The organism is Pseudomonas sp. IPO3749 (assembly GCF_013386605.1).
Taxonomy (GTDB): Bacteria; Pseudomonadota; Gammaproteobacteria; order Pseudomonadales; family Pseudomonadaceae; genus Aquipseudomonas; species Aquipseudomonas azotoformans_A.
Map to the genome: position 1 here is coordinate 46442 of NZ_JACARN010000053.1, position 26605 is coordinate 73046.

General features: G+C 62.2%; 23 protein-coding genes. 18 read left to right on the top strand and 5 right to left on the bottom strand.

What is annotated here, in order from left to right:
- Positions 1-8 precede the first annotated feature (8 nt).
- Genes HX812_RS20925 through HX812_RS20940 form a run of 4 tightly spaced genes read right to left on the bottom strand, consistent with a single transcriptional unit; the run spans position 9 to position 3650 of the window.
- Positions 9-1208: an ABC transporter substrate-binding protein gene (locus HX812_RS20925; protein WP_038844591.1), complete on the bottom strand. Its 1200-nt coding sequence runs from the start codon at positions 1206-1208 to the stop codon at positions 9-11.
- Positions 1195-1998 carry an ABC transporter ATP-binding protein gene (locus tag HX812_RS20930; RefSeq protein WP_038844594.1) on the bottom strand — a complete coding sequence of 268 codons (804 nt, stop codon included), beginning with the start codon at positions 1996-1998 and terminating at the stop codon, positions 1195-1197. The genes HX812_RS20925 and HX812_RS20930 overlap by 14 nt, the downstream gene beginning before the upstream one ends.
- Positions 1995-3056, bottom strand: coding sequence for an acyl-CoA dehydrogenase family protein (locus tag HX812_RS20935; RefSeq protein WP_038844595.1), 1062 nt, complete (start codon positions 3054-3056; stop codon positions 1995-1997). The genes HX812_RS20930 and HX812_RS20935 overlap by 4 nt, the downstream gene beginning before the upstream one ends.
- A 33-nt stretch (positions 3057-3089) precedes the next feature.
- Complete coding sequence (locus HX812_RS20940; protein WP_038844597.1) at positions 3090-3650, bottom strand: carboxymuconolactone decarboxylase family protein; 561 nt, start codon at positions 3648-3650, stop codon at positions 3090-3092.
- A gap of 102 nt (positions 3651-3752) precedes the next feature.
- Between HX812_RS20940 and HX812_RS20945 the strand changes: the two genes are divergently transcribed.
- Positions 3753-4658, top strand: coding sequence for an AraC family transcriptional regulator (locus HX812_RS20945; RefSeq protein WP_038844599.1), 906 nt, complete (start codon positions 3753-3755; stop codon positions 4656-4658).
- Here HX812_RS20945 and HX812_RS20950 read toward each other — a convergent pair.
- Positions 4655-5566: a LysR family transcriptional regulator gene (locus HX812_RS20950; protein WP_033903029.1), complete on the bottom strand. Its 912-nt coding sequence runs from the start codon at positions 5564-5566 to the stop codon at positions 4655-4657. The genes HX812_RS20945 and HX812_RS20950 overlap by 4 nt on opposite strands.
- Positions 5567-5684: 118 nt before the next feature.
- On the opposite strand from HX812_RS20950, the gene HX812_RS20955 reads away from it, so the two are divergent.
- The 17 genes from HX812_RS20955 (at position 5685) to HX812_RS21035 (ending at position 26555) form a co-directional block, all read left to right on the top strand.
- The gene (locus tag HX812_RS20955; RefSeq protein WP_038844601.1) at positions 5685-6680 is read left to right on the top strand and encodes an aldo/keto reductase; all 996 of its coding nucleotides are present in this window, start codon (positions 5685-5687) and stop codon (positions 6678-6680) included.
- Positions 6681-6812: 132 nt separating this feature from the next.
- Positions 6813-8807 (top strand): methyl-accepting chemotaxis protein, encoded by a 1995-nt coding sequence (locus HX812_RS20960; RefSeq protein WP_038844604.1) that lies wholly within the window; start codon positions 6813-6815, stop codon positions 8805-8807.
- Between the two features lie 81 nt (positions 8808-8888).
- Positions 8889-9347 carry an SRPBCC family protein gene (locus HX812_RS20965; protein WP_038844606.1) on the top strand — a complete coding sequence of 153 codons (459 nt, stop codon included), beginning with the start codon at positions 8889-8891 and terminating at the stop codon, positions 9345-9347.
- Between the two features lie 97 nt (positions 9348-9444).
- Complete coding sequence (locus tag HX812_RS20970; protein ID WP_038844609.1) at positions 9445-9891, top strand: DUF411 domain-containing protein; 447 nt, start codon at positions 9445-9447, stop codon at positions 9889-9891.
- Positions 9888-10331 carry a YqaA family protein gene (locus HX812_RS20975; RefSeq protein WP_038844611.1) on the top strand — a complete coding sequence of 148 codons (444 nt, stop codon included), beginning with the start codon at positions 9888-9890 and terminating at the stop codon, positions 10329-10331. Before HX812_RS20970 ends, HX812_RS20975 begins: the two co-directional genes overlap by 4 nt.
- 44 nt (positions 10332-10375) lie before the next feature.
- Entirely contained in the window at positions 10376-11377 is a 1002-nt protein-coding gene (locus HX812_RS20980) for an alpha/beta fold hydrolase (protein WP_038844613.1), read from the top strand.
- A 26-nt stretch (positions 11378-11403) separates the two neighbouring features.
- Positions 11404-12357 carry a D-2-hydroxyacid dehydrogenase family protein gene (locus HX812_RS20985; RefSeq protein WP_038844615.1) on the top strand — a complete coding sequence of 318 codons (954 nt, stop codon included), beginning with the start codon at positions 11404-11406 and terminating at the stop codon, positions 12355-12357.
- 482 nt (positions 12358-12839) lie between these two features.
- The gene (glgA, locus tag HX812_RS20990; protein WP_080642373.1) at positions 12840-14393 is read left to right on the top strand and encodes a glycogen synthase GlgA; all 1554 of its coding nucleotides are present in this window, start codon (positions 12840-12842) and stop codon (positions 14391-14393) included.
- Between the two features lie 20 nt (positions 14394-14413).
- Positions 14414-16159: a malto-oligosyltrehalose trehalohydrolase gene (gene treZ / locus HX812_RS20995; protein ID WP_038844619.1), complete on the top strand. Its 1746-nt coding sequence runs from the start codon at positions 14414-14416 to the stop codon at positions 16157-16159.
- Positions 16156-18240: a 4-alpha-glucanotransferase gene (gene malQ, locus HX812_RS21000; RefSeq protein WP_038844621.1), complete on the top strand. Its 2085-nt coding sequence runs from the start codon at positions 16156-16158 to the stop codon at positions 18238-18240. The genes treZ and malQ overlap by 4 nt, the downstream gene beginning before the upstream one ends.
- Complete coding sequence (locus HX812_RS21005; protein WP_038844623.1) at positions 18237-20972, top strand: malto-oligosyltrehalose synthase; 2736 nt, start codon at positions 18237-18239, stop codon at positions 20970-20972. Before malQ ends, HX812_RS21005 begins: the two co-directional genes overlap by 4 nt.
- Before the next feature lie 24 nt (positions 20973-20996).
- Entirely contained in the window at positions 20997-21269 is a 273-nt protein-coding gene (locus HX812_RS21010) for a DUF2934 domain-containing protein (protein WP_038844624.1), read from the top strand.
- A gap of 119 nt (positions 21270-21388) precedes the next feature.
- Positions 21389-23548, top strand: coding sequence for a glycogen debranching protein GlgX (glgX, locus tag HX812_RS21015; protein ID WP_038844626.1), 2160 nt, complete (start codon positions 21389-21391; stop codon positions 23546-23548).
- Position 23549: 1 nt separating this feature from the next.
- Positions 23550-24548, top strand: a complete 999-nt coding sequence (locus tag HX812_RS21020; RefSeq protein WP_038844628.1) for an acyl-CoA dehydrogenase — start codon at positions 23550-23552, stop codon at positions 24546-24548.
- Positions 24545-25303 carry a PIG-L deacetylase family protein gene (locus tag HX812_RS21025; protein WP_038844630.1) on the top strand — a complete coding sequence of 253 codons (759 nt, stop codon included), beginning with the start codon at positions 24545-24547 and terminating at the stop codon, positions 25301-25303. Before HX812_RS21020 ends, HX812_RS21025 begins: the two co-directional genes overlap by 4 nt.
- Positions 25300-25899 carry an SAM-dependent methyltransferase gene (locus HX812_RS21030; RefSeq protein ID WP_038844632.1) on the top strand — a complete coding sequence of 200 codons (600 nt, stop codon included), beginning with the start codon at positions 25300-25302 and terminating at the stop codon, positions 25897-25899. The genes HX812_RS21025 and HX812_RS21030 overlap by 4 nt, the downstream gene beginning before the upstream one ends.
- Entirely contained in the window at positions 25896-26555 is a 660-nt protein-coding gene (locus HX812_RS21035) for a glycosyltransferase family 2 protein (protein ID WP_038844634.1), read from the top strand. Before HX812_RS21030 ends, HX812_RS21035 begins: the two co-directional genes overlap by 4 nt.
- Positions 26556-26605 lie beyond the last annotated feature (50 nt).

The window sequence follows — 26605 nt, forward strand, 5'->3', positions numbered from 1 at the left end:
ACGGTTGTTCAAACGCTGATCTCCTCATGCCGCGCATAGCCGTCCGGCAAGCCAAAGGTCTTCATGCCGCCCACGGCCTCGATGGCGTTGCGCACGAAGCGGTCATCCACCAAGTCTTTGGCGACGAACGCCGGGTCGAGGTCAGCGAGGAATTTCTTGTCACCCTCGATCAAGGTGTCTTTCAGGCGACGCACCAGTTCCTCGGTGTAGCTGGGGAATGGATACGGCTGGAAGTCGATGCGGTGCTCATCCCAATTCCCGTGCTGGATCGCACCGTCTGCCAGGTAGGCGGCTCGGTCGGCGGCGGCGGGTGCGAGTACTTTGCTCAATACCGGCTCGGCATGCGGGGTGTAGCGATTCGGGCCGTCCTTGGACAGCAATTTCACTGCCTCTTCACGGTTGTCGCGGGTCCAGACTTGCGCCTTGACGATGGCGTTCACCACCTTCTGCGACCACTCCGGGCGGTTGGCCAGGTCGTGTTCGTGCATGAACACCACGCAGCACGCGTGGTTGCGCCACACGTCGCCGGTAAAGCGCTGCACGCGGCCGACCTTGAGGTTTTCCGCCAGGGCATTGAACGGCTCGGCGACGATATAACCGTCGATGCGCTGGCTGGCCAGGGCCGGTGGCATGTCCGAAGGCGGCAACACGATCAGGTTGACCTCATCGGCCGCAATCGCACTGCCCGCCGCCCGTGCCACCGGCGTGAGGCCGTTGTCGCGGAACAGTTGCTGCACCACCACGTTATGAATCGAGTACCAGAACGGAATCGCCACTGATTTGCCGCCCAGTTGCTTCACATCGGTGATGCCCGGCGCCACGGTCAGGCCGGAACCGCCCACATGGTTCCACGCCACCACCTTGGCCGGCACTTTGCTTCCATAACGAGCCCATACGGTCATCGGTGACAACAGGTGAATCACATTGACCTGGCCCGAGATAAACGCCTCGATCACCTGCGCCCAACTGCGCAGCAGCACCGGGCGTTCGGCCTTTATGCCTTCGGCTTCGAACAGGCCATTGTTGTGCGCCACCAGCAGTGGCGTGGCGTCGGTGATCGGCAGGTAGCCGATGCGTACCGGCGCATCCGGCTCGCTGGCGGCGCGGGCTTGCAAACTGCTGAGCAGCGGCAAGGCACCGGCGGCGCTGAGTACGGCGGAAAGTTTGAGAAAGTCGCGGCGCGAATGGGTCAGGTCATCCAGGCACATGGGCAGGCTCCAGCAGATCAAGGGGGTTGGATTGAGGGCGGCTCGCCTGCCGTAGGGTTTTAAGGATCTCGATACGCAGCGCGCCGATGGCTTCCACCTGTTCTTCGCGGGGTTGCGGCAGGTCGATCAGCCATTCGCCCAACGTCCGCGCCGGGCGATTCCCCAGTAGCAGGATGCGGTCGGACAGCAGCAGCGCTTCGTCAATGTCATGGGTGATCAGCACCGCCGCCGAACCTTGCTCGCGGTTGACCTTGAGCAACAGGTGCTGCATGTCGGCGCGGGTCACTTCGTCCAGGGCGCCGAAGGGTTCATCCAGCAGCAGCACCTGGGGCTGGCGCGCCAGGCAGCGGGCCAACGCGGTGCGCTGGGCCATGCCGCCGGACAACTGCGCCGGGAAGTGCTGCCGCGCATGCTCCAGGCCGACGGCGGCGATGGCATGATCGACGCGCTGACGGCGCTCGTCAGCGCTCAGATGGGGTTGCCGGGCGAAATCCAGGCCGAAGGCAACGTTCTTTTCCAGGCTCAGCCAGGGCAACAGGCTCGGGTCCTGGAAGGCTACCGCCACGCGTGGATGAGGACCGTTCAAGGGCTCGCCCAGCACGCGCACACTGCCGCCCTGCGGTGCCTGCAAACCGGCGAGGACGCGCAACAGGCTGGACTTTCCCACGCCGCTGGGGCCAAGGATCGACACCACTTCACCGGGTTGCAAGTGCAGGTCGAAGTGCTGCAACACCAGCCCGCTGGCATAGCCCAGGCAAATCCCCTGGGCACTCAATACGGCCGCTGTCATAGGTTGGCCTGACGCTGCAGTTCGGTACGCAATTGCACCAGGCTTGGTGTCACGATCGGCACAAACGCCGATTCACGCCAACGCCGTGCAAAACCACTGCCGTGGGCGGTGAGATAAGCCTTGCCGCCGCTGGCCTGCAACTCCAGCTGCACGGCGCTGGCGGCGGTCTCCGCCAGGGCGATGCGCAGCTTGAACAACGGCACCGGTTCGGCGGCAAAACGCCCTGCCAACAGGCCACTTTTCAAGTCGTTGACCAAATGATCCAGGGTCACGCGCAGGGTTTCCAACTCTTCGCGCAGCACCGTGCGGGTCGCGCCCAGGTGGTTGGCGACTTCCGCCAGGGAACGACGCGCCAACCCGATGGACATCCCGCACTGCAAGCCCAGGAACGCCGGGCGCACCGCCGGCAGGAATGTGCGCGCGTCTTCGTGCAGCAGCCAGTCGCGACTCAGCTCCACGCGTTCCAGATCCAGGGCCGCCGTATTGCTTGACTGCAAACCGAGCAATTCCAGGTCGCGAGAACGCTGCAAACCCGCCACCGAGTCCGGAATCGCCAGGATAAACGGCGCACCACCGCCCGCCTGCTCAATGGCCGCCGCCGCCACGAAACCGTTCCTGCGCAGGTTGGTCACCCAGTGCAGGCGGCCGTTGAGGGTCCAGCCGTCGTTGGACGGTTCGGCGCTGATCTGCAGCGCCTCGATGCCCGACAAGAACTTCATCGCGTTGGACAGCCCCGTCGCCCCCGCCAGCTTGCCGCCAAGCAAATCGGGCAGCAGCTGTTCACGCAGCCGCGCATTGGGACTCTGCAGCAGATACTCGATAAACGAGCGCTGGCCCCAGCACACGAAGGCCGCCGCCAGGGAATGGCTGGCAACGTTGGCGATGGCCTCTACGGCGCCCGCCACATCACCGCCCAGGCCGCCCAGGTGAGTCGGCACGCCGATGCGTAATACGTTGGCCTCTGCCAGCCGTGGCAGCACTTCCTGTGGATCGCAACTGCCCACGTCCAAGGCTTGCGCCTGGATGTCGAGCCAACGGCTCAAGATGGGGTCAAGCATTCCTGTTTCTCCTTTACAGCAGGTGGGCCAACTTCAACTTGCGGGCTTTTCCCAACGGTATTGCGCCAGCTCCGGGTTCAGTGGAGTACGAGCAAACACGTTAGCGAAGTTGCACAAGGTTGCCAGGCTGACGCCCAGAATCACCTCCAGGGCCTGGCCTTCGGTGTAACCGGCGGCGCGGAATGCGTCATAGCCCGCATCGCTCACATCACCCCGGGTGGCGATCACTTCACGGGTGAAGGCCGCCAGGGTTTCATAACGGGCATCGGGCAGCTCGCCACGCTGACGCAGGGCTTCGATGACGCTTTCCGGCAGCTTGGCTTTGTTACGCGCGACGGCGGTGTGGCCGGCCACGCAGAAATCGCAACCGTGAGTGGTGGCGGCAATCAGTTGCACCACTTCGCGGTCGGCCAGGCCCAGTTCAGATTTGGCGTTCCAAGCGGAAACCGTGATGTAGGTTTCCAACGCGGCGGGCGCATTGGCCAGCACCGCGAGCAGATTGGGAATGAAACCCGAGCCTTTCAGCGCGTTTTCCAGCAAAGGCTTGGCCGCGTCCGGCGCGGTTTCAGGGGTGAGCAAGGGTAGACGGGACATGGAGGAGTCTCCTGATGAGTTCGTGTATCCAGTCTGTTGGTTATAAAAAATCGCCTCAATAGTCTAAAGTAGCGATTACTTGCTCTTGAGTCTTTCCATTAGATGAATTCGTCCAGTGCACTTGTCGATTGGTTATTAGACAGCCTCGAACTCGACACCAGCCTGTTCCATGTGGGTCGTTATTGCGGCGACTGGCATGCGAGCACCCATGGCCTGGCGAGCGCGAGTTTCCACCTGATCGTGCAGGGCCAGTGCTGGCTGCATATCGACGGTGACGCCACGGCCTATCGGCTGGACAACGGCGATGCGGTGTTCCTGCTGCGCGACCTGGAATATCGCCTCTCCGGAGAGCCCACGGCGGTGGGTGCGCAGGAATGCTCGCGCGTGCCCATGGTGCCCCTGGACAGTGCCGCCCACGATGGCGTCGGCCTGGTGTGTGGGTTCTTTCACTTCCAGTCCGGTCTGTCGGCGATGATTGTCGACACCCTGCCCGCGTGGATCATCCTGCGGGCGGGCGATCCCTCGCTGACGGCCGCGCGCAACCTGTTCGAACTGATCCTGCAAGAATGCCAGCGCTTGCCAGCGCCCTCTTCGGCCTTGCTTGAACGGCTTTGCCACCTGCTGTTTCTGTATGTACTGCGCCAACAGGTGCTGGACAACAGCGAACTCGGCGGCCTGGCGGCACTGGGTCGGCAGCCGGCGTTTGCCGGTTTGCTGGAACAGTTGATCGCGCACCCGGCCGATGCCTGGACCCTGGAAAGCATGGCCGCCTGCACCGGGTTGTCGCGTTCGGCGTTTTTCAAACGGTTCAATGAACTGTGTGGACAGTCACCGGGCCAGGTGCTGCTGATGATGCGCATGCGCCATGCCTGCCAGTTGTTCAAGCAGGACCAGACGGTGGCGGATGTTGCGCTGGCCGTGGGTTATCAGTCGGTGGCGGCGTTTACCCGGGCGTTTCACAAGGTGACGGGGCAACAACCTGGGGCCTATCGCAAGGCACAGGCTTAGCGGCGCAAACCGGTGCCGGGAGCGGCGCAGAGTTCGACCAGCCAGTCCACAAACACGCGTACGCGCTGGGACAGTTGGCGGTGCGGAGGATACAGCGCCGTCAAGGCCATGGACGGCACCCCAAACCGGGGCAGCACTTCCACCAGCGTGCCTTGGGCCAGTCGCTGCCTGGCGTGATAGTACGGCGCCTGGATCAACCCATAGCCCGCTTCGCAAGCGCAGAAGTAGCCGTCGGCGCTGTTGACCGCGACCACCTTTGGCAGGTTGAGCGTACGCAACTGGGAGGCGAGTAGAAACTCCAAGCCAAACCGTTTGCCGCTGGCGGCCGAGACGTATTCGACCATCTGATGGTGGGCCAAGTCGTCGAGCGTTTCGGGTACCCCCATACGCTCAAGGTAAGCGGGGCTGGCCAGGGTGATTTGATCCATCATCGCCAGCGGCCGCGCCACCAGCGAATCATCCAGCGCGAGGCCACCGCGCAGCACACAATCGACGCCTTCACGGATCAGGTCAACCGGCCGGTCATTCAAGCCGATTTCCAATTCAATCTGTGGATACAGTGCGGTGAACGTGGGCAGTGCGGGTATCACCAGAAAACGGCCGATGCCCGACGGCATATCAATGCTCAACGTGCCGCGTGGGTTCTGCCGACTGGCGGAAAAAACCGCTTCAGTTTCCTCAAGGTCCGACAGCAATTGCACGCAGCGCTGGTAATACGCAGCGCCATCCAATGTAGGGCTGACCTGCCGCGTGGTGCGTTGCAACAGTTGCACGCCAAGGTGCGCCTCCAACTGCTTGATCAGTACGGTCACCGAGGCGCGGGGCAGTTGCAGGCTGTCGGCGGCCTTGGCAAAGCCCCGCAGTTCGACGATCCGGGTGAACACGCGCATCGCATTGAAACGGTCCAAACGCCGGCTCCTTGAGCTGATTATTTAGAAATGCCGAATAGTGTTAGTGCTTTTAGCCGGTTTATCCCGATTTTGTCGAGCGTGACAATGCAGGCCTTCCCAAGCAGGAGCTCTCCCCATGCACACTCGTCCACTCGGTAACAACGGCCCACTCGTCTCCGCCATCGGCCTCGGCTGCATGGGTATGAGCGATTTCTACACGCCCGGCAGCGACACCCGGGAAGCCACTGCGACCCTGCACCGCGCGCTGGAACTCGGTATCAACTTCCTGGATACCGCCGACATCTACGGCCCGCACAGCAATGAAGCACTGATCGGCAAAGCCATTGCCGGCAAACGCGACCAGGTGTTCCTGGCCAGCAAGTTCGGCATCGTGCGCGACCCGGCCAACCCGGCGCTGCGTGGCGTCAACGGGCGCCCCGACTACATCCGCAAGGCGATTGACGGCACGCTGCAACGCCTTGGTGTGGACACCCTGGACCTGTATTACCAGCATCGTATCGACCCGCAGGTTGCCATCGAAGAAACCGTCGGCGCCATGGCCGAGTTGGTGCAACAGGGCAAGGTGCGTTACCTGGGCCTGAGCGAAGCGTCCGCCGCCACCCTGGAGCGTGCCCACAAGGTGCATCCGATCAGCGCCTTGCAAAGCGAATATTCGCTGTGGAGCCGTGATCAAGAACACAACGGCTGCCTTGCCGCCTGCCAGCGCCTAGGCATTGCCTTTGTGCCTTATAGCCCGCTGGGGCGAGGGTTCCTGACCGGCGCCCTGCAAAGCCCGGATGATTTCAGTGCCGATGACTACCGCCGCTTCAGCCCGCGTTTCCAGGGGGAGAACTTCGGCAAAAACCTGGAACTGGTGAAGCAAGTGCAAGCACTGGCCGCCGACAAAGGCGTGAGCGCCGGGCAACTCGCACTGGCCTGGGTGTTGGCGCAAGGTAGCTTCATCATTCCGATTCCTGGCACCAAGCAGCGCAAGTACTTGGAAGAGAATGTGGCCGCCCTCGCGATCCACCTCAACCCGGCGGAATTAGCGGCGCTGGAAGCGATCTTCCCCGTCGAAGCAACCGCCGGCCTGCGTTACCCGGAAGCGGTCATGGCCATGCTGGATATCTAAGCCAAGGAGCGCCTTCAACGGGCGCTTCTTTTCTTGTACGATCGTACCTAAAGCTCCTCCTCGCCAAGCCGATATCCCGACGAAGCTCTAACAAAGCCACGTCGGTCATAAACGCTTCGTAAGGACGACCCCATGCCCCCACTGCGCTCCATCCAAGCCCGCTATACCCTGTTCCTGGTGCTGTTCGTCCTGGTGTTATTTGTGTTGACCGTAGTGGGTATCGGCCAGTTGGTCGCGCCCACGTTGCGTCACACCGAAGAACAGGTGGTGCTCAACCGCATCGCCGAGGTGGCAGAACAGATCCAGGGCGAGCTGAACAAGGTTCAGTCCCAGCAACGCAGCATCACCCAGACCGTCCCGTTGCTCGACAGCGATGCCATCGACAAGGTCCTGCCTGGCCTGGTCGACCAGTATGGCGAGCTGAAAGTCTTCGGCGGCGGGATCTGGCCGTTGCCCAACCAGCGCACACCGGGGCGCAACAAGCACAGTACGTTCTGGCACCGCGATGCCTCGGGCAAACTGGCAGTCAATACCTTCTGGAACAGCGACCCCGCCCCCAATTATTACGACCAGAGCTGGTACAAAGGCGGCCTGGCCTCCCCGCGTGGTCAATGCGCTTGGGCCGCCGCTTACAAGGACGACGCCAGCCAGGAGCCGCGCACCAACTGCGCCATGGCGATCCAGCGCGATGGCGTGCCCTATGGCGTTGCCACCATTGATGTGACCCTGGGTTTCTTCAATGACCTGGTGGCCAGCAAAGAAAAAGACATCGGTGGCCAAATGCTGATCGTCGAGGGCGATGGCAAGATCATCAGCAACAGTTCGCGGATCAGCGGCCCGGTGGTGTTGAAAAACATCAGCGAACTCACCGGTACCTCGGCGTTTGCCGCCCAGGTCAGCAAGGCCCTGGTTAATCGAGACCAAGCGCTGCAACGCAGCGAATTCGACAACCAGGGCGTGGCCAGCACCTTCTATATGCGTCCGATCGCAGGCACACCGTGGTTCCTCGCCACCGCCCTGCCCACCTCGCTGATCACCGCGCAACGCGATGACGTACTCGGCACCCTGGCCCTGCTGCAAATCCCCATGGTGTTGCTGCTGGTGCTACTCGCGGTGTATGCGATCCGCCAACTGGTGCAGCGCATGAAGTCGCTGAAAACCAATACCGACGCGCTGTCTGCCGGCGATGCCGACCTGACGCGACGCATCACCATCCGTGCCGAAGACGAGCTGGGCGCGATTGGTCATTCGGTGAACCGTTTTATTGTCTACCTGCAGAACATGATCGGTGAAGTGACCCAGGCCACTGGCGCCATGTCGTCGAGCCTGGAGCAACTGCAGCGGACCTCGGCGCACACCAACCAGATCCTGGTGCGGCATGCCTCCGAGACCGATCAGACGGTCACCGCCATCACCGAAATGAGCTCCACCGCCGACACCGTGGCGCAAAACGCCGCCGAAACCGCCGCATTCACCCAGCGCGCCAATGAGCATGCCGACCGCTCCCGCGTGGTGGTGGGTGAGGCATCCACCAGCGTCAGCGCTTTGATCGGCGAAGTGTCCAGCGCCACCCACAGTGTGGAAAACATGCGCCAGGACGCCGCACGCATCACCGAAACCCTTGGCGTAATCGGTGCGATTGCCGGCCAGACCAACCTGCTCGCGCTCAACGCGGCAATTGAAGCCGCACGTGCCGGCGAGCAAGGCCGGGGCTTTGCGGTGGTGGCCGATGAAGTGCGGGCGCTGGCGGCACGCACACAGGCCAGCACCTCGCAGATCAACGACATGCTCACGCGTTTGACCGCTGGCGTCAGTTCCTCGGTGGCCGCCATGGAAAACACCCAGGCCAGTTGCCAGTCGGCGGCGGATGCCACGGCACGGGTAAACACCGGCCTGGATGAAATGGCCGGTTCGGTCAGCCATATCAACAACCTCAGCACCCAGATCGCCACAGCGGCCGAGCAGCAGAGCGCGGTGACCGAGGAGATCAACCGCAGCATGGTGCAGATCCGACAAATGGTCGAAGAGCTGGTACAGAGCGGCCATGCCACTGAAACCAATACCCAAAGCCTGCTGGAGGCGAATGGCCGGGTGATCGCGTTGATGGGTCGATTCAAGGTGCAGTGATAAACGGCTGAAACACTCCCGTGCAATGTGCGGGAGTGGGACTATTCTGACAGTTCCTAGTCGCAACACAGGAGGTGTGCCATGCGAGCTGCCGAGCAGTCGGTCCGTTTGGAGCGGATCAGTCAGGAACGCTTTATCCGAGCCCCTATCGAAGCCGTCTACGACTATGTGACCCAACCGGATCGCTGGCACGAATGGCATCCCACGTCCCTCAGTGCCGATACTGGCACCACCGGCTCACTGCCCGCAGGCGCACGGTTTACCGAGTTCATTGACTTGCTGGGCGTACGCGTCCCGATGAGTTACCGCGTGCAGATCGCCCGTCGCCCCGGCGAGTTCAAGACGGTGTTTACGTCCCTGGCCGTGGATGGCTCCATTCACTACTTCCTGCTGCCCCATCAAGACGGCACGCTGTTCAAGCGGGTATTGACCTACGAGACCGAGCTGCAACTGGCGACCTTGCATGAGCGCATGATCGAGTTGTCGACCATTGCCCTGGACCAGCTCAAGCATCGCTTGGAAAACCCACCCTTCGTATAATTTGGAAACATTCCCAACCGGTAGGAGCTGGCTTGCCTGCGATGACGGCGTCATGATCGCCGCCATCCCAACGGCCCTCTCCCACACGCGAGTTCCTATGAAAACCACATTGCGCCTGGCCCTGCTGTCAGCCCTGTTCACCACCACCCTGGCCCAGGCTGCCGACCTGATTCCCATCGACGTGCACCGCGACGCCAACTGCGGTTGTTGCAAAAAGTGGATCAGCCATCTGGAAAGCAATGGTTTCAAGGTCAATGACCACGTCGAAGCCGACATGAGCGCCGTCAAACAACGCCTGGGCGTAGCGCCGCGCCTGAGTTCGTGCCACACCGCCGTGATTGACGGCAAGTTCGTCGAAGGCCACGTGCCCGCCGAGCAAGTGCTGGCCTTGCGTAAACGCGATGACCTGCTGGGCGTCGCCGCGCCGGGCATGCCCATGGGCTCACCGGGCATGGAAGTCGAAGGCCGCAGCGAGGCCTATCAAGTCATCGGCCTGACCCGTGCAGGCAAAGATGTGGTGGTGGCGCAATACCCGGCGCAATGATTGCGGGCTACCTAGGATTATTCTTCGCGGCCTTTGGCGCCGCCACATTGCTGCCACTGCAATCGGAAGCCGTACTGGTGGGCCTGCTGCTCAGCGGGCATTACAGCCTGTGGTTGCTGCTCGGCGTTGCCACGCTGGGCAATGTGCTGGGCTCGGTGGTCAATTGGTGGCTTGGACGCTGGGTCGAGCATTTCAAGGGGCGGCGCTGGTTTCCCGTCAGTGACAAGCAATTGGACAAGGCTCGTAACCATTACCAGCGCTGGGGCCATTGGACATTGTTGCTCAGTTGGATGCCGGTCATTGGTGACCCGCTGACCTTGGTCGCCGGGGTGATGCGTGAGCCGTTGTGGCGATTCCTGCTGTTGGTGACTTTAGCCAAAAGCGTCCGTTATGGGGTACTCGCCGCCGTGACCTTGCACTGGGTGTTAATCCCCAGTTAATCGTCCCGCAACAGCATCCGAGCACCCTTCTCGGAGCCTTGCCAATGCCCCTGATCCGCACTTTTTGCATCACCGGCCTGCTCGCCGTCAGCACCGCACCCGCCTTTGCCGCCAGCTACGGTCCCGAGCTGCAAGGCTTTGAATACCCCTACCCACTCAAGCATTTCGAATTCCAGTCCCAGGGCAAGTCCCTGCAGATGGGGTATATGGACGTGCCCGCCAAAGGACAGGCCAACGGCCGCAGCGTAGTGTTGATGCACGGCAAGAACTTCTGCGGCGCCACCTGGGAAGGTTCGATCAAGGCGTTGAGCGATGCCGGATACCGGGTGATCGCGCCGGACCAGATAGGTTTTTGCAGCTCCAGCAAGCCTGACCATTATCAATACAGTTTCCAGCAGTTGGCGACCAACACCCATCAACTGCTGGAAAAACTCGGCATTCAAAAGGCCACGGTTATCGGCCACTCAACCGGCGGCATGCTCGCCACGCGTTACGCGCTGATGTACCCCGAGCAGACCGAACAGCTGGCAATGGTCAACCCGATTGGCCTGGAAGACTGGAAGGCACTGGGCGTGCCTTCGCTCACCGTCGACCAATGGTACGCACGTGAGCTGAAGGTCAGCGCCGACGGGATTCGAAACTATCAACTCAACACCTACTACGTCGGACGCTGGAAGCCCGAGTACGAGCGTTGGGTAGACATGTACGCCGGCCTGAGCAACGGCCCAGGGCATACCCTGGTCGCATGGAACTCCGCGTTGATTTACGACATGATCTTCACCCAGCCGGTGTACTACGAGTTCACGAACCTGCAAATGCCCACACTGCTGCTGATCGGCACGTCCGATAACACCGCCATCGGCAAGGACGTTGCGCCGCCGGCGGTCAAGGCCAAGCTCGGCGACTACGCCGTGCTGGGCAAGCAAGTGGCCAAGCTGATTCCCCATGCCACCCTGGTGGAGTTCCCGGGCCTGGGGCATGCACCGCAGATGGAGGAACCGGCCCAGTTTCATAAAGCGCTGTTGCAGGGTTTGAACGCCCTTTAATCCAACTTTTTTCGAGGCACTCGTGAATGTCGGTACAGATCGCAGTCATTGATGATTGGCAGAATGTGGCCAGTGGCGTGGTGGATTGGTCAGTGCTTGAGGCCGTGGGCCAGGTGCATTTCCTGCACGATTACCCGGCCGATACCGCCGCCATGATCGAGCGTTTGCAGGGCTTCGAGGTAATTTGCGTGATGCGCGAGCGCTCTACCTTCGACAAGGCCCTGCTGCAAGGTTTGCCCAAGCTCAAGCTGCTGGTGACGGGCGGCATGCGCAATGCGGCCATCGACATTCCCGCCGCCAAGGCGCTGGGCATCACAGTCTGCGGCACCGACAGCTATAAACACGCCGCGCCGGAATTGACCTGGGCGCTGATCATGGCCTCTACCCGCAATCTGCTGGCCGAGGCCAATTCCTTGCGCGCCGGCCATTGGCAGGTTGGCCTGGGCGGTGATCTGCATGGCAAGACCCTGGGCATTCTCGGCCTGGGCAGTATTGGCCAGAAAGTCGCGCAGTTTGCCCAGGTTTTCGGTATGAGGGTGATTGCCTGGAGTGAAAACCTCACGCCGGAACGCGCTGCGGAATCGGGCGTGACCTGGGTCAGCAAGAGAGCACTGTTTGAACAGGCGGATATTCTCACCGTTCACCTGGTGCTCAGCGACCGCAGCCGTGGGCTGGTGGATGCCGAAGCACTGAGCTGGATGAAACCCAGCGCGCGCTTGGTGAACACCGCACGTGGCCCGATTGTGGATGAGTCGGCGTTGGTGCTGGCATTGGAAAACGGACGCCTGGCGGGAGCCGCGCTGGATGTGTACGCCGAGGAGCCGCTGCCGGCGGATCATCCGTTCCGCCGCCTGCCGAACGTGCTGGCGACGCCGCACGTGGGCTATGTGAGCGAACAGAATTACCGGCAATTCTACGGCCAGATGCTCGAAGACATTCAAGCGTGGGCCAACGGTACGCCCATTCGCGAGCTGGGCTGACGCACCATTCAAGGGCAGCCCGCACCCGCTTGGTGTTCACTGAACCTTGTGGTGAGCAGGCTTGCCCTGCGCTGGGGCGAACTGATGGGAGCGCTTCGCACTCCAGCGCAGGGCAAGCCTGCTCACTACATCCTGGTGCTTTCTACGAGAGCATAAGGTTACAAGTTTTTTGTCCTACAAAATTTCCGTAGAAAGCCTACAAGCTCTAGGATCTGTCCTAGACTCATGACCGATGGGTCCGTTCGAAAACAAAAACCCCGCAAAAAATCGAAACTTTCCAACTCTGCCGTAGGTCCAGTTTTAAGGTAAGGCGAGCACCCGCGGTTCACGCGAAATGCCCGTCCATCCAATCTTTTTTGGCTAACCGTGCAACTGGCATACGCCTTGCCAGTTTGTACAGTGCTTGTGCGCCTGGCCGCAGGATGCGGTCATCGGAGCTAATGGCAGCGGGCCATTAGCCGACCAACATGTGGGAGAGAACTATGATCAGTGCCGCTGTAGATATTCAGGGAGAGCGTGTCAGTCAGCCGGTAGGGGGACCTTCGTTGGTCGACCTGCCCACCACTGTGCGGCCGATCGTGAGTCAGAATCCTAATCGCAAGAAAGTCCTGTTCGTGACCTCCGAATTTGCCGACCTGGTGAAAACCGGCGGCCTGGGCGATGTGTCCGCGGCCCTGCCCCGCGCCATGGCCCACCTGCACGATGTGCGGGTGCTGATTCCCGGTTACCCGCAGGTGATGGAAAGCGATAACCCGATCCATATCATCGGTGAGCTGGGTGGTCACGCCGCGCTGCCGCCGTGCAAGATCGGGCGCATGGACCTCAAGGACGGCCTGGTCATCTATGTGTTGATCTGCCCCGAATTGTACGAACGCGAGGGCACGCCCTACGGCGCCAATAACGGTCGCGACTGGCCGGACAACCACATTCGTTTCGCCCGCCTGGGCCTGGCCGCCGCCGACATGGCCGCCAACCTCGCGCAGATCCACTGGTGCCCAGACCTGGTGCACGCCCACGACTGGCCCGCTGGCCTGGCGCCGGCGTATATGCACTGGCGTGGGTCACGCACACCGACGCTGTTCACCATTCATAACCTGGCCTATCAAGGCGTGATCAGCCTGGCCTCGACGCCGGAACTAGGCATTCCACCCCACGCCCTGCAACAGGAAGGCATGGAGTTCTACGGCAAGATGTCGTACCTCAAGGCCGGCATGGCGTATTCCAGCCACATCACCACGGTGAGCGCGACCTACGCCCGGGAAATCACCACCCCAGAATTTGGCTGTGGCCTGGATGGATTTCTTGCCAGCAAGACCCAGCAAGGCCTGCTCAGCGGCATTCCCAACGGGATTGAAGACAGCTGGGAAACCTCCACCGACCCGCACCTGACCCACAACTTCAACATCGGCGACTGGGAAGGCAAAGCGGTCAACGCCAGCCAGGTGCGCGAGCTGTTTGGCCTGAGTGAATCCACCGGCCCGCTGTTCGCCGTGGTCTCACGCCTGGTGTTCCAGAAAGGCCTGGACCTGACCGAAGCCGTCGCCAGCTTTATTGTCGAGCAAGGTGGGCAGATCGCCATTATCGGTCGCGGCGAGCCGGAAGAAGAAAACGCCATGCGTGAACTGGCGCTGCGCTTCCCCGGCCAGATTGGTGTGCGCATCGGCTTCAATGAGACTGATGCCCGTCGCATGTTTGCCGGCAGTGATTTCCTGCTCATGCCGTCGCGCTACGAGCCGTGCGGCCTGAGCCAGATGTACGCCCAGCGCTTCGGCTCGCTGCCCGTTGCACGTAATACCGGCGGCCTGGCTGACACCATCGAAAATGGCGTGACCGGTTTTCTGTTCAATGAATCCACGGTCGACAGCTACAAAGAAGCCTTGAGCCGCGCGTTCAAGGTATTTGCCTACCCTGGCCTGCTCAATGCCATGCGCTGCCGTGCGATGACACAACCGTTCAACTGGAGCCAGGCGGTGGAACCCTACGCCGAACTGTACGAGCAGCTTGTGGCCAAGGCCTTGGGGAAATCCGCTAAATAACCAACGGGAGGTCTCTATAGATGCCGTTACGGACTCTGGAAACCTGGCCCCACGGCGCAATCATGCTGGACGCGCAACACACGCGTTTTGCCTTGTGGGCGCCAGACGCGTTTTATGTCAGCGTTGAATTGGAAGACGGCAAGTCCGTCGCCATGCTGCCCCAGGCAGATGGCTGGTTTGAAACCGAAATAGCGTGCCCGGCGGGCACGCGCTACCGCTTCAATATCGATGGGGAAATGGATGTACCCGACCCTGCCTCCAGGGCCCAGGCCTCGGATGTGCATGGCTGGAGCCTGGTGGTCGACCCCCTCGCCTATCCATGGCGCCACAGCCAGTGGCAGGGCCGTCCCTGGCACGAAGCCGTCATCTATGAGCTGCACGTCGGCGCAATGGGAGGCTACGCCGGCGTCGAGAAGCACCTGCCACGCCTGGCAGAACTGGGCGTGACCGCGATTGAATTGATGCCGCTGGCGCAATTTCCCGGCGAACGCAATTGGGGCTATGACGGCGTCCTGCCCTACGCGCCCCAAGCCTCCTACGGCACGCCCGATCAACTCAAGCACCTGATCGACAGCGCCCACGAACATGGCCTGGCGGTGATCCTCGACGTGGTCTACAACCATTTCGGCCCCGACGGCAACTACCTCGGCCAGTACGCCAAAGGCTTCTTCCAGGAAGACGTGCACACGCCATGGGGCGCCGGTATCGACTTTGACCGGCGTGAAGTGCGGGACTTCTTCCTGGACAACGCCTTGATGTGGCTGCTCGAATACCGTTTCGACGGCCTGCGCCTGGACGCAGTACACGCCATCGATAACCCGGATTTTCTGAAACAACTGGCCCACCGCGTTCGCGAGCAAGTCGACACCGGTCGTCACGTCTGGCTGATGCTGGAAAACGAGCGCAACCAGGCCAGCCTCCTGCAGCACGATTTTGACGCTCAATGGAATGATGACTTTCATAACGTCCTGCACGTGTTGCTGACCGGCGAAACGGACGCCTACTACAGTGACTTTGCCGAGGAGCCTACCGCCAAGCTGGCGCGTTGCCTGGGCGAAGGCTTTATCTACCAGGGGCACACCACCCGGCATGGCCATGAACGCGGCGAACCCAGCGGGCACCTGCCGCCGAGCGCGTTTGTGGCGTTTTTGCAGAACCATGACCAGATCGGCAATCGCGCTCTGGGCGAGCGCCTGCATCAACTTTGCCCGCCACAGGCACTGGAGGCCGCGACTGCCCTGCTGCTGCTCTCACCAATGATCCCGCTGATGTTCATGGGTGACGAAGTCAATGCAGCCGAACCCTTTCTGTTTTTCACTGATCATCATGGCGAATTGGCTGAAGCCGTGCGCGAAGGTCGGCGTAACGAGTTCGCCGACTTTGCGGCGTTCCACGACCCTGAGCGACGTGAACGCATCCCTGACCCCAACGCCCTGGCGACCTTTGAGCAGTCGTTCCCTGCGTTCGCAGACGATCCGCACGCCCAGCTCTACTGCCAACTGCTGAACCTGCGCCACTACCACATCGTGCCGCACTTGCCGGGCAGCCTCGCGCTGGGCGCGCAGGTGTTGGCCGAAGGGGCCGTCAGCGCCCGCTGGCGCCTGGGTAACGGCAGCCTGTTGCAGATCGACCTCAACCTGAGTGCCACGCCGCTGGATCACCCGGCGACGGGAACTGTCCTTTTCGAAACGCCTGCCAATCTCGGTGCCCACCTGCTGCCGTACAGCGCGCGCGTTACCTTATCCCCTGTTGGAGAGCACCCTTGAGCGAAGCGAACCTGGAAATTCTCGCCAGCCGAGCGGGCCTGGCCGTCGATTGGGTCGACGCAAACGGCCGCCCGCAACGTGTGAAACCCGACGCCCTGCGCGCCGTTCTCAAAGGCCTGGGCCACCCGGCCGACAGCGATGCAGAGATCGACGCCAGCCTGCTCGAACTGGAACAGGCGCAACAAGACAAACACCTGCCACCCTTGATGACCATCGACAGCGGCGAAGGCCTGGATCTGGCCCGCTACTTTGAGCCGGACACCCTGTGCCGGGTCAGCCTGGAAGATGGCGAAACCCTCGAATTGCGCCTGGATGGCGACGCCGTATTACCCGGCGTCATCGCCCTCGGTTACCACCAGGTGCATATCGCCGAGCAGTCGTTCACCCTGGCCGTCGCCCCCACCCACTGCTACAGCGTGGCCGAGGCCGTCGACAGCCGCCCCGCCCGCGCCTGGGGCCTCAGCGCGCAACTGTATAGCCTGCGCCGCTTGGGCGATGGCGGCTTTGGCGACACCCTGGCCCTGGAACACCTGGCTCGTTCGGCCGCTGAACGCGGTGCCGACGCCCTGGCCATCAGCCCGATGCACGCGATGTTCAGCGCCGACACCGAGCGCTACAGCCCGTATTCGCCGTCGAGTCGTTTGTTCCTCAACAGCTTGTACGCCTCGCCGGGTTGCATCCTGGGGGAGCGCGAAGTGCGCAACGCCATCGAAGCCCTCGGCCTGACGGACGAGCTGCACGATCTGGAACAACTCAGCCTGATCGACTGGCCCACCGCCGCCAAGGCCAAGCAGCGACTGTTGCGTGCGTTGTACGAAGACTTCCGCCACGGCCAGCATCCACAACACGCCGACTTCTTGAGTTTCCGCCAGGCCGGTGGTGAAGCGCTGGAAAACCACTGCCGCTTCGAAGCCGTGCAAGCCGCGCGCGCCACCGAAGGTGAAGACCTCGACTGGCGCCACTGGCCCGAAGAGTGGCGCAACCCGCAGAGCCCGGCACTGACCGCGTTTGCTGCAGAGCATCAAGATGAGATCGGCTACTTCGCCTTCAGCCAATGGTTGATCGCCCGTTGCCTGGAGCGCGCGCAACAAGCGGCGCGCGGCAGCGGCATGGGCGTCGGCTTGATTGCCGACCTGGCCGTGGGCGCAGACGGCGGTGGCAGCCAGGCGTGGAGCCGTCAGGACGAACTGCTCGCGGACCTGACCGTGGGCGCACCCCCCGACATTCTCAACCGCGCCGGCCAAGGCTGGGGCATCTCCGCGTTCTCGCCTGAAGGCCTCAAGCGCAACGGCTTCCGTGCCTTTATCGAAATGCTGCGCGCCAACTTCGCCCATGCCGGTGGCCTGCGTATCGACCATGTGATGGGCCTGCAACGCCTGTGGGTGATCCCCATGGACGCCTCGCCGCGAAAAGGCGCCTACCTGTATTACCCGGTGGACGACCTGTTGCGCCTGCTGGCCTTGGAATCCCATCGCCATCAAGCCATCGTGCTCGGTGAAGACTTGGGCACGGTGCCGGATGGCCTGCGCGAAAAACTCATCGCGCGTTCGATCCTGGGCATGCGCGTGTTGCTGTTCGAGCAAAACCACGACGGCCAGTTCAAGCCGATCCTCGACTGGCCGGACAATGCCCTGGCCACCACCAGTACCCACGATTTGCCGACGCTCAACGGCTGGTGGCACAGCCGCGATATCGACTGGAACATTCAGCTCGGCCTGATCGACGCGCCCACCGTGGAGCAATGGAGCGAACACCGCCTGCGCGAACGCCAGGCACTGCGCCAGGCCTTGAGCCAGGACCCGCAGAACTTCGTTGAAGAAATCCGCAATGAAACCGACCACATGATCGACGCCAGCGTGCGCTACCTCGGCCATACCCGTGCGCCGTTGGTGCTGTTGCCGTTGGAGGATGCGCTCGGCGTCGAGGAGCAGGCCAACCTGCCCGGCACCACCGACACCCACCCCAATTGGCGCCGCCGCTTAGTGGGTGAGGCCTCCAGCCTGCTCGACAATGCCGGTGCCGCCCGCCGCCTCGAACTGTTGGCCGTCGCGCGCAACCAAGCCTATGAGCGTGACCGATGAACGCACTGCCCCTGCGCGCGACCCAGCGCCTGCAATTCCATAAAGGTTTTACCCTGGATGACGCGGTGCCGCTGGTGCCCTACTTTGCCCACCTCGGGATCAGTCACTTGTATGCTTCACCGCTGCTCAGCGCCCGCGCCGGTTCCATGCACGGCTACGACGTGGTCGACCCCACCCGCGTCAACCCGGAACTGGGTGGCGAAGCCGCCTTGCGTCGGCTGGTCGCCGCGTTGCGAGAACACGAGATGGGCCTGATCCTCGACATCGTCTCCAACCATATGGCCGTGGGTGGCGCGGATAACCCTTGGTGGCTGGACCTGCTGGAGTGGGGACGCATGAGCCCCTACAGCGAGTTCTTCGATATCCAGTGGCATTCGCCCGACCCGCTGCTCAAGGGCCAATTGCTGATGCCGTTCCTCGGCAGCGACTACGGCGAAGCCTTGCAGAGCGGCAGCGTGAGCCTGAAGTTCGATGCCACCCATGGCGCGTTCTACGTCGAGCATTACGAGCATCGCTTTCCGATCTGCCCACGGGACTACGCGACGATCCTGGGCAGCGATGAGTTGCTCAAGCCGTTGTCCGACCGCTTCAGCGCCCTGGCCTATCAGGACGACGCTTACCATGAAGCCGCCTGGCTCAAACAGGCCCTGGCCGAACGGGCCACTGAAGACGAAGTGCGCCAGGCCATCGACGCACAACTGGCGACCTTCGACTTCGACCGCCTGCATCAACTGCTTGAACAACAGGCTTATCGCCTCGCCAGCTGGCGCACTGCAGCGGACGATATCAACTGGCGGCGCTTCTTCGATGTCAATGAACTGGGCGGCCTACGCGTAGAACGCACGGCGGTGTTCGAGGCCACCCATGGCAAGATTTTCGAACTGATCAGCGAAGGTCTTGTGGATGGCCTGCGCATCGACCATATCGACGGCCTGGCCGACCCGCGCGGGTATTGCCGCAAGCTGCGGCGCCGGGTGGATTCGTTGTCACCGCAGCGGCATCTGCCGATCTTCGTGGAAAAAATCCTCGGCGAAGGCGAAACCCTGCGCGAAGACTGGCAAGTGGACGGCACTACCGGCTACGAATTCATGAACCAGCTGTCGCTGCTGCAACATCACCCCGACGGCTTTGAGCCGTTGGCCCAATTGTGGACCCGTCACAGCGAACGGCCTTCGGCGTTCATCGAAGAGGCGCGGCTGGCACGTCAGCAAATCCTCAACGGTTCCCTCGGCGGCGACTTCGAAAGTGTGGCCCAGGCCCTGCTGCAAGTGGCCCGCGACGACGTGATGACCCGCGACCTGACGCTAGGTGCCATCCGCCGGGCGTTGCAGGAACTGATTGTGCATTTCCCGGTGTACCGTACTTACATCAGTGCACGCGGGCGCAGCGACGCCGATAACCAGGTGTTCCAACACGCCATCGACGGCGCGCGCACCACCTTGGGCGAAGGCGACTGGCCCGTACTCGATCACCTGGAAAAATGGCTGGGTGGTCAACCTTGGCGCAACCGTCCGGTGGGCCGCGAACGCAAGATCCTCAAGCATGCTTGCGTGCGTTTCCAACAACTGACTTCACCGGCTGCCGCCAAGGCCGTGGAGGACACCGCGTTCTATCGCTCGGCGGTATTGCTGTCGCGCAATGACGTGGGCTTCAGCACCGAACAGTTCAGCGCGCCACTGGCCGACTTCCATGCCGTCAACCAGCAGCGCTTGCAGACCTTCCCCGACAACCTGCTGGCCACCGCCACCCATGACCACAAGCGCGGCGAAGATACCCGCGCGCGCCTGGCGGTGCTGAGTGAATGCGCGCCGTGGTTTGTAGAACAGGTGGAACACTGGCGCACCCTGGCCGCCCCGTTGCGGACCGACACCGCGCCCTCGGCCGGCGATGAATTGATCCTCTATCAAGTCTTGCTCGGCAGTTGGCCGTTGGACCAGGGCACCGATTTTGCCGACTACCAGCAGCGCCTGTGGCAATGGCAACAAAAGGCCCTGCGCGAAGCCAAGTTGCAGAGCAGCTGGAGCGCGCCCAACGAGGCCTATGAACAAGGTGTCGAAGCGTTCCTTTCACGGCTGTTGCTCAGTGAAGAAGGCCACCCACTACGCAGCGCCATTGGCCATGCCGCTCAGGCGATTGCCCCGGCCGGCGCGCTGAATGGCCTGGCGCAATCCTTGCTTCGCATGACCGTACCGGGTGTACCGGACTTGTACCAGGGCGATGAGTTCTGGGACTTCAGCCTGGTCGACCCGGACAACCGTCGCCCGGTGGATTTCAGCGCACGGCAACAGGCGCTGGCAAACCCACCGGACATCGGCGAACTGTTGTTCAACTGGCGCGACGGGCGTATCAAACAGGCGTTGATTGCCCAGGTGCTGGCCTTGCGCAAGGCCCAGCCTGACCTGTTCCGCAGCGGCACCTACACGCCGCTGGAAGTGGTCGGCAAACACGCCGAACGGGTGGTCGCATTCAGACGCGAACATCAGGGCAAACGCTTGCTGGTCGTGGTGCCACGCTGGCCCCATCACCTGCTTGAAAACGGTGTGCATCCCCAGATCAACGCGCAGGTTTGGGGCGATACACGGGTGAAATTACCGTTCGCCGCCACAACGCAAAACTGGAAGGGACTTTTTCATACAGGCGCAGTCACACCAGACAAGGAGCTGTTGGTTAGCGCTGCCCTGGGGGATTTCCCGGTCAATGTCTTTATCAATCCTGATGATCAAGAAAGCTGAAAATTTTCTGTGAGGAGCATTGTGATGAGTACTGAAGACAAACGCATACGCGAACTGGCGCATCAGATTTGGGAGTCCGAGGGCAAACCCCATGGTGAAGATGCACGTCACTGGGAGATGGCGCGCAAACTGGCAGAAGCCGAAGCGCTGACGCCGAGCAAGCCCAAGGCAGCAGCCAAGCCCAAGGCCAGCGCCCCCAAGCCTCAGGCGAAAGCCAAACCCGCGGCACCTGCGGCCAGCAAGCCGGCGCCACCGGCCGCTAAAAAACCACCGGCGCTCAAAAAACCCAAGCCTTGACCCCTCGCCTCTTGTCGGCGCTGTCGGCAAGAGGTGGTTTCACCTTCCAGACTCTCAGCTGAATTTTCGTCAGCACGGCCGCGTTCGGCCCGAAAAAAGACCCTTGCAGGAGCCACTTAATGAGCAAACCCGATAAAACCCCTTCGACGCCGGACAGCGAGCCGTCGCGGATTCGTGAAGGTTTGCCCTTCCCCCTTGGCGCCACCTGGGACGGCCTGGGTGTCAACTTTGCGTTGTTCTCGGCCAACGCGACCAAGGTCGAACTGTGCCTGTTCGATGATTCCGGCGAAGTCGAGCTGGAGCGCATCGAACTGCCCGAATACACCGACGAAACCTTCCACGGCTACTTGCCCGACGCCCATCCAGGGCTGATTTACGGCTATCGCGTGTACGGTGCGTATGACCCCGCCAACGGCCACCGTTTCAACCACAACAAATTGCTGATCGACCCCTACGCCAAGCAATTGGTGGGCGAGCTGAAATGGTCCGAGGCGTTGTTCGGCTACACCATCGGCCATCCGGACGACGACCTCAGTTTCGATGAACGCGACAGCGCACCCTTCGTTCCCAAATGCAAAGTCATCGACCCTGCACACACCTGGGGCAACGACCAGCCGGTGCGCGTGCCGTGGGACCGCACCATCATCTACGAGACCCACTTGCGCGGCATCAGCATGCGCCACCCTTCCGTGGGCGAATCCGTGCGCGGCACCTGCGCCGGCTTGATGGAAGACGACGTGCTCAAGCACATCCGCCAGTTGGGCGTGTCGTCGGTCGAGCTGCTGCCCGTGCATGCCTTCGTCAATGACCAGCACTTGCTGCAAAAAGGCATGACCAACTATTGGGGCTACAACAGCATCGCGTTTTTCGCCCCCGACCCGCGCTACTTGGCCAGCGGCAAGATCGCCGAGTTCAAGGAGATGGTCGCGCACCTGCATGAGCAGAAGCTCGAGGTGATCCTCGACGTGGTCTACAACCACACTGCCGAAGGCAACGAGCGCGGCCCGACCCTGTCCATGCGTGGTATCGACAACGCTTCCTACTATCGGCTGATGCCGGATGACAAGCGTTTCTACATCAACGATTCCGGCACCGGCAACACCCTGGACTTGAGCCATCCGTGCGTATTGCAGATGGTCACCGACTCCCTGCGTTACTGGGCCAATGAGATGCACGTCGACGGGTTCCGCTTCGACTTGGCAACCATTCTTGGCCGTTACCGCGATGGTTTCGACGAGCGCCACAGCTTCCTCGTTGCCTGCCGCCAGGACCCGGTATTGCGCCAGCTCAAACTGATCGCCGAACCCTGGGACTGCGGCCCCGGCGGCTATCAGGTGGGCAACTTCCCACCGGGCTGGGTCGAATGGAACGACCGCTTCCGCGACACCGTGCGGGCCTTCTGGAAAGGCGATGACGGCCAACTGGCGGACTTTGCCGGGCGCATGACCGCCTCCGGCGAGATGTTCAACCATCGTGGCCGCCGTCCTTACAGTTCGGTGAACTTCATCACCGCCCACGACGGTTTCACCCTGCACGATCTGGTGTCCTACAACGACAAGCACAACGAGGCCAACGACGAAAACAACCAGGACGGCAGCAACAACAACCTGTCCTGGAACCATGGCGTCGAAGGGCCGACCGACGACCCGGAAATCAACGCGCTGCGCCTGCGTCAGATGCGCAACTTCTTCGCCACTTTGCTGTTGGCCCAAGGTACGCCGATGATCGTGGCCGGTGATGAGTTCGCCCGCACCCAGCACGGCAACAACAACGCCTATTGCCAGGACAGCGAGATCGGCTGGGTCAACTGGGACCTGGATGATGACGGCAAAGCCCTGCTCAAGTTTGTGAAACGCTTGATCAAATTGCGCCTGGCCTACCCGATCCTGCGTCGTGGCCGCTTCCTGGTAGGCGACTACAACGAAGACATTGGCGTGAAGGACGTCACCTGGCTCGCGCCGGATGGCAATGAGATGACCACCGAACAGTGGCAAGACAGTCATGGCCGCTGCCTGGGCATGTTGATGGATGGCCGCGCCCAGGAAACCGGGATTCGTCGTGCCGGCGCCGATGCGACGTTGTTGCTGGTGGTCAATGCCCACCATGACATGGTCAATTTCCGCCTGCCGCCGGTGCCCGAAGGCGAGTTCTGGACTTGCATGCTTGACACCAATTCGCCGGCGATTCGTGGGCAGGAACGCTTTGATTTCGATCATGAGTACGCGGTGACGGGCCGCTCGCTGCTGCTGTTCGAGCTACAGCGTGAAGACGAGGTGTGAAATGGCACTGCATGGATTCCTTCAAGGCTACCGGGGCTATGCGGACACGCAAGCCCTGGGCGCGGCCCTGAAGGCGCTTCAGGAGGAAGGCCTGGACAAACTGCCCTTGCCGGGCAGCGGTCAGACATTGGCGCGGTTCAGCCGTTTGGCACAGGTGGCAGGCCATGACCTGCGCCTGTGCAAGTTGTTCGAAGGCCACACCGACGCCTTGGCGATCATTGCCGAACTCAACAGCCCACTGCCACCCTTGGGCAGCATCTGGGGCATGTGGGCGGCCGAGCCACCCACCGCCAAGGTACGCGTCTTCAAAGAGGGCCAGCGCCTGAAGGTGCAAGGGCGTAAAGCCTGGTGTTCCGGCGCGGCGGTGGTCAGCCATGGCTTGCTGACGGCCTGGGACGAAGACGACCGCCAACAGTTGGTGGCGGTGCCTATGGATCAACCCGGCGTCGTCGTCACGGACGAAGGCTGGAATGCCGTGGGCATGGCCGCCACCGGCAGTGTGGAAATCGTGTTTGACCAGGCCTGGGGGCTGGCCGTGGGCGGACCAGGTGATTACCTGGCTCGCCCCGGATTCTGGCAAGGCGGCATTGGCATTGCTGCCTGCTGGTATGGCGCGGCGCAACGCCTGGCGGAAGTCTTGCGTGAGCAGTGCAGCAAACGCCCGGAACCCCACGCCCTCGCCCACCTCGGTGCGGTCGACAGCGCACTCAACAGCGCCGCCTGTGTACTGCGCGCCAGCGCGGAACAGGTCGATCGAGAACCCAAGGCCAATGCCAGGGAGTTGGCGCAACAGACTCGGGCGTGCATCGAAGACACCGTCGAACAGGTGATGCGCCATGTGGGTCGGGCCGTCGGTGCGGGGCCCTATTGCAAGGATCCGCATTTCGCCCAGTTGATGGCGGACTTGCCGGTGTATATGCGCCAGAGTCACGCCGAACGCGACTTGGCCGGCCTTGGCGAGTTGGTCGCCGGCGAACCCACAGGGAGGTGGCAGTTATGAAACCCAATCCAATCGTTGGCCAAGGCACGCCGCTGCATCGCTGGCAGGCGTCGCCGAAGATGGCCGAGCTGCCGCCGATCAGCGTTGAGCAGTTGGTGCCAGAAGGCTATCGGGCGGTGATCGTCGCCCCCCATCCGGATGATGAAGTGCTGGGGTGTGGTGGCTTGATGCAGGGGCTCGCGGCACTCGGCCGGGCCATCCAGCTCATTTCAGTCACCGATGGCAGCGCCAGTCATCCGGGCTCGCGGCGTTGGCCGGTTGAGCGCTTGAGTGTGGTGCGCCCCCAGGAATCGGCCCAGGCCCTGCATCGTCTTGGCTTGCCGCTGCACAGCCTGAAATGGCTGCGTGCCGGGTTTGCTGACAGCAAGGTGGCGGCGCGGGAAGCTGAACTCGCGGCGTTCATCCAGCGTTACCTCAAACCCACCGACGTGGTGTTCACCACTTGGCGCGAAGATGGGCATTGCGACCACGAAGCCGTCGGTCGTGCCAGCGCCAAGGCAGCCTCTGCTGTCGGCGCAAGCCTGTACGAACTGCCGGTATGGACCTGGCACTGGGCAACGCCTGAAGATAACCAAGTGCCATGGCATCGCGCGCGCAAGATCCCATTGACCTGTGAAGCGGTCGCCCGCAAACGGCACGCCATCCACGCCTTCGCCAGCCAGTTGGAGGGCGACCCGCAGATCGGCCTGGCGCCCGTGCTTGCACCCTATGTAGTGGAACGTCTGCTCCAGCCTTTTGAAGTGGTATTCGTATGAGCGTGGCTAGACCGTATTTCGACCAATTGTTCGCCAACAACGATGACCCCTGGGCCTTTCGCCAACGCTGGTACGAACGCCGCAAACGCGCGTTGACCCTGGCGATACTCACGCGCCCCCGCTACGGCTCGGTGTTCGAGCCTGGTTGCGCCAATGGCGAGCTGAGCTTCGAACTGGCGCCCCGCTGTGACCGCCTGCTGTGTTGCGACACGGCTTCGGCCGCCGTCGCCCTGGCGCGCAGTCGCTTGCTGGGCTTTCCCCAGGCTCAGGTGCAGCAAAGCCGTTTGCCCGAACAGTGGCCCACAGGCCAGTTCGAGCTGATCGTGCTCAGCGAGTTGTGTTACTACCTCGACGCCGACGACTTGTGCCGGTTGATCGAACGCGTGCGCACCTCGTTGACCGACGACGGCCAGGTGCTGGCCTGCCATTGGCGCCCACCTATCGAAGGTTGCCCGCAAACGGCCGAGCAAGTGCATGCCCTGCTCCAGGAACGGCTGGATATGCCTCGCGTGGCCAGCCACCACGAACACGACTTCCTGCTCGACCTGTGGAGCCGCGACGGCACTTCGGTCGCCACCCTTGAGGGCCTGAGATGATCGGCATTCTGATCCCGGTACACAACGAAGAGGCCTTGCTGGGCGACTGCCTGAAAGCGGCACTGATCGCGGCCAGCCATCCGGGTTTACTCGGTGAAGCCGTGACTGTCTTGGTGGTACTCGACAGTTGCAGCGATGCCAGTGCCACCATTGCCCAGGCCTATCCCGTGCAATGGCTTGAAGCCCAGGCACGCAATGTCGGGCATGTTCGAGGCGTGGGTGCGCGGCATCTGCTCAACCAGGGCGCCCGCTGGATTTCGTGCACCGATGCCGACAGCCGCGTGGCGCCTGATTGGCTGGTGGCCCAGTTGGCACTGGGGGCCGACGCGGTATGCGGCACCGTCACCGTGGACGCCTGGAGCGAAGGCTTCGACCCGGCTGCGCAGATTCGCTACAACCAGGGTTACGAGGCGCGAGACGGCCATCGACACATCCACGGTGCCAACTTGGGCGTCAGCGCAGGCGCTTATGTGCGCGCGGGTGGTTTCGAGCCGCTGGCGTGCCATGAGGATGTGCAACTGGTGCGTAACCTAGAGCTGTGCGGCGCCTCCATTGCCTGGAGCCACAGCCCGCAAGTGATCACCAGTGCGCGCCTGGATGCTCGCGCACAGGGCGGTTTCGGCGATTACTTGAAGAGCTTGATGCACGCCACTTGAAAAAAACGACGTTGCCGAATGTAAAACCGACCAATCCTTGTCTATGCTGA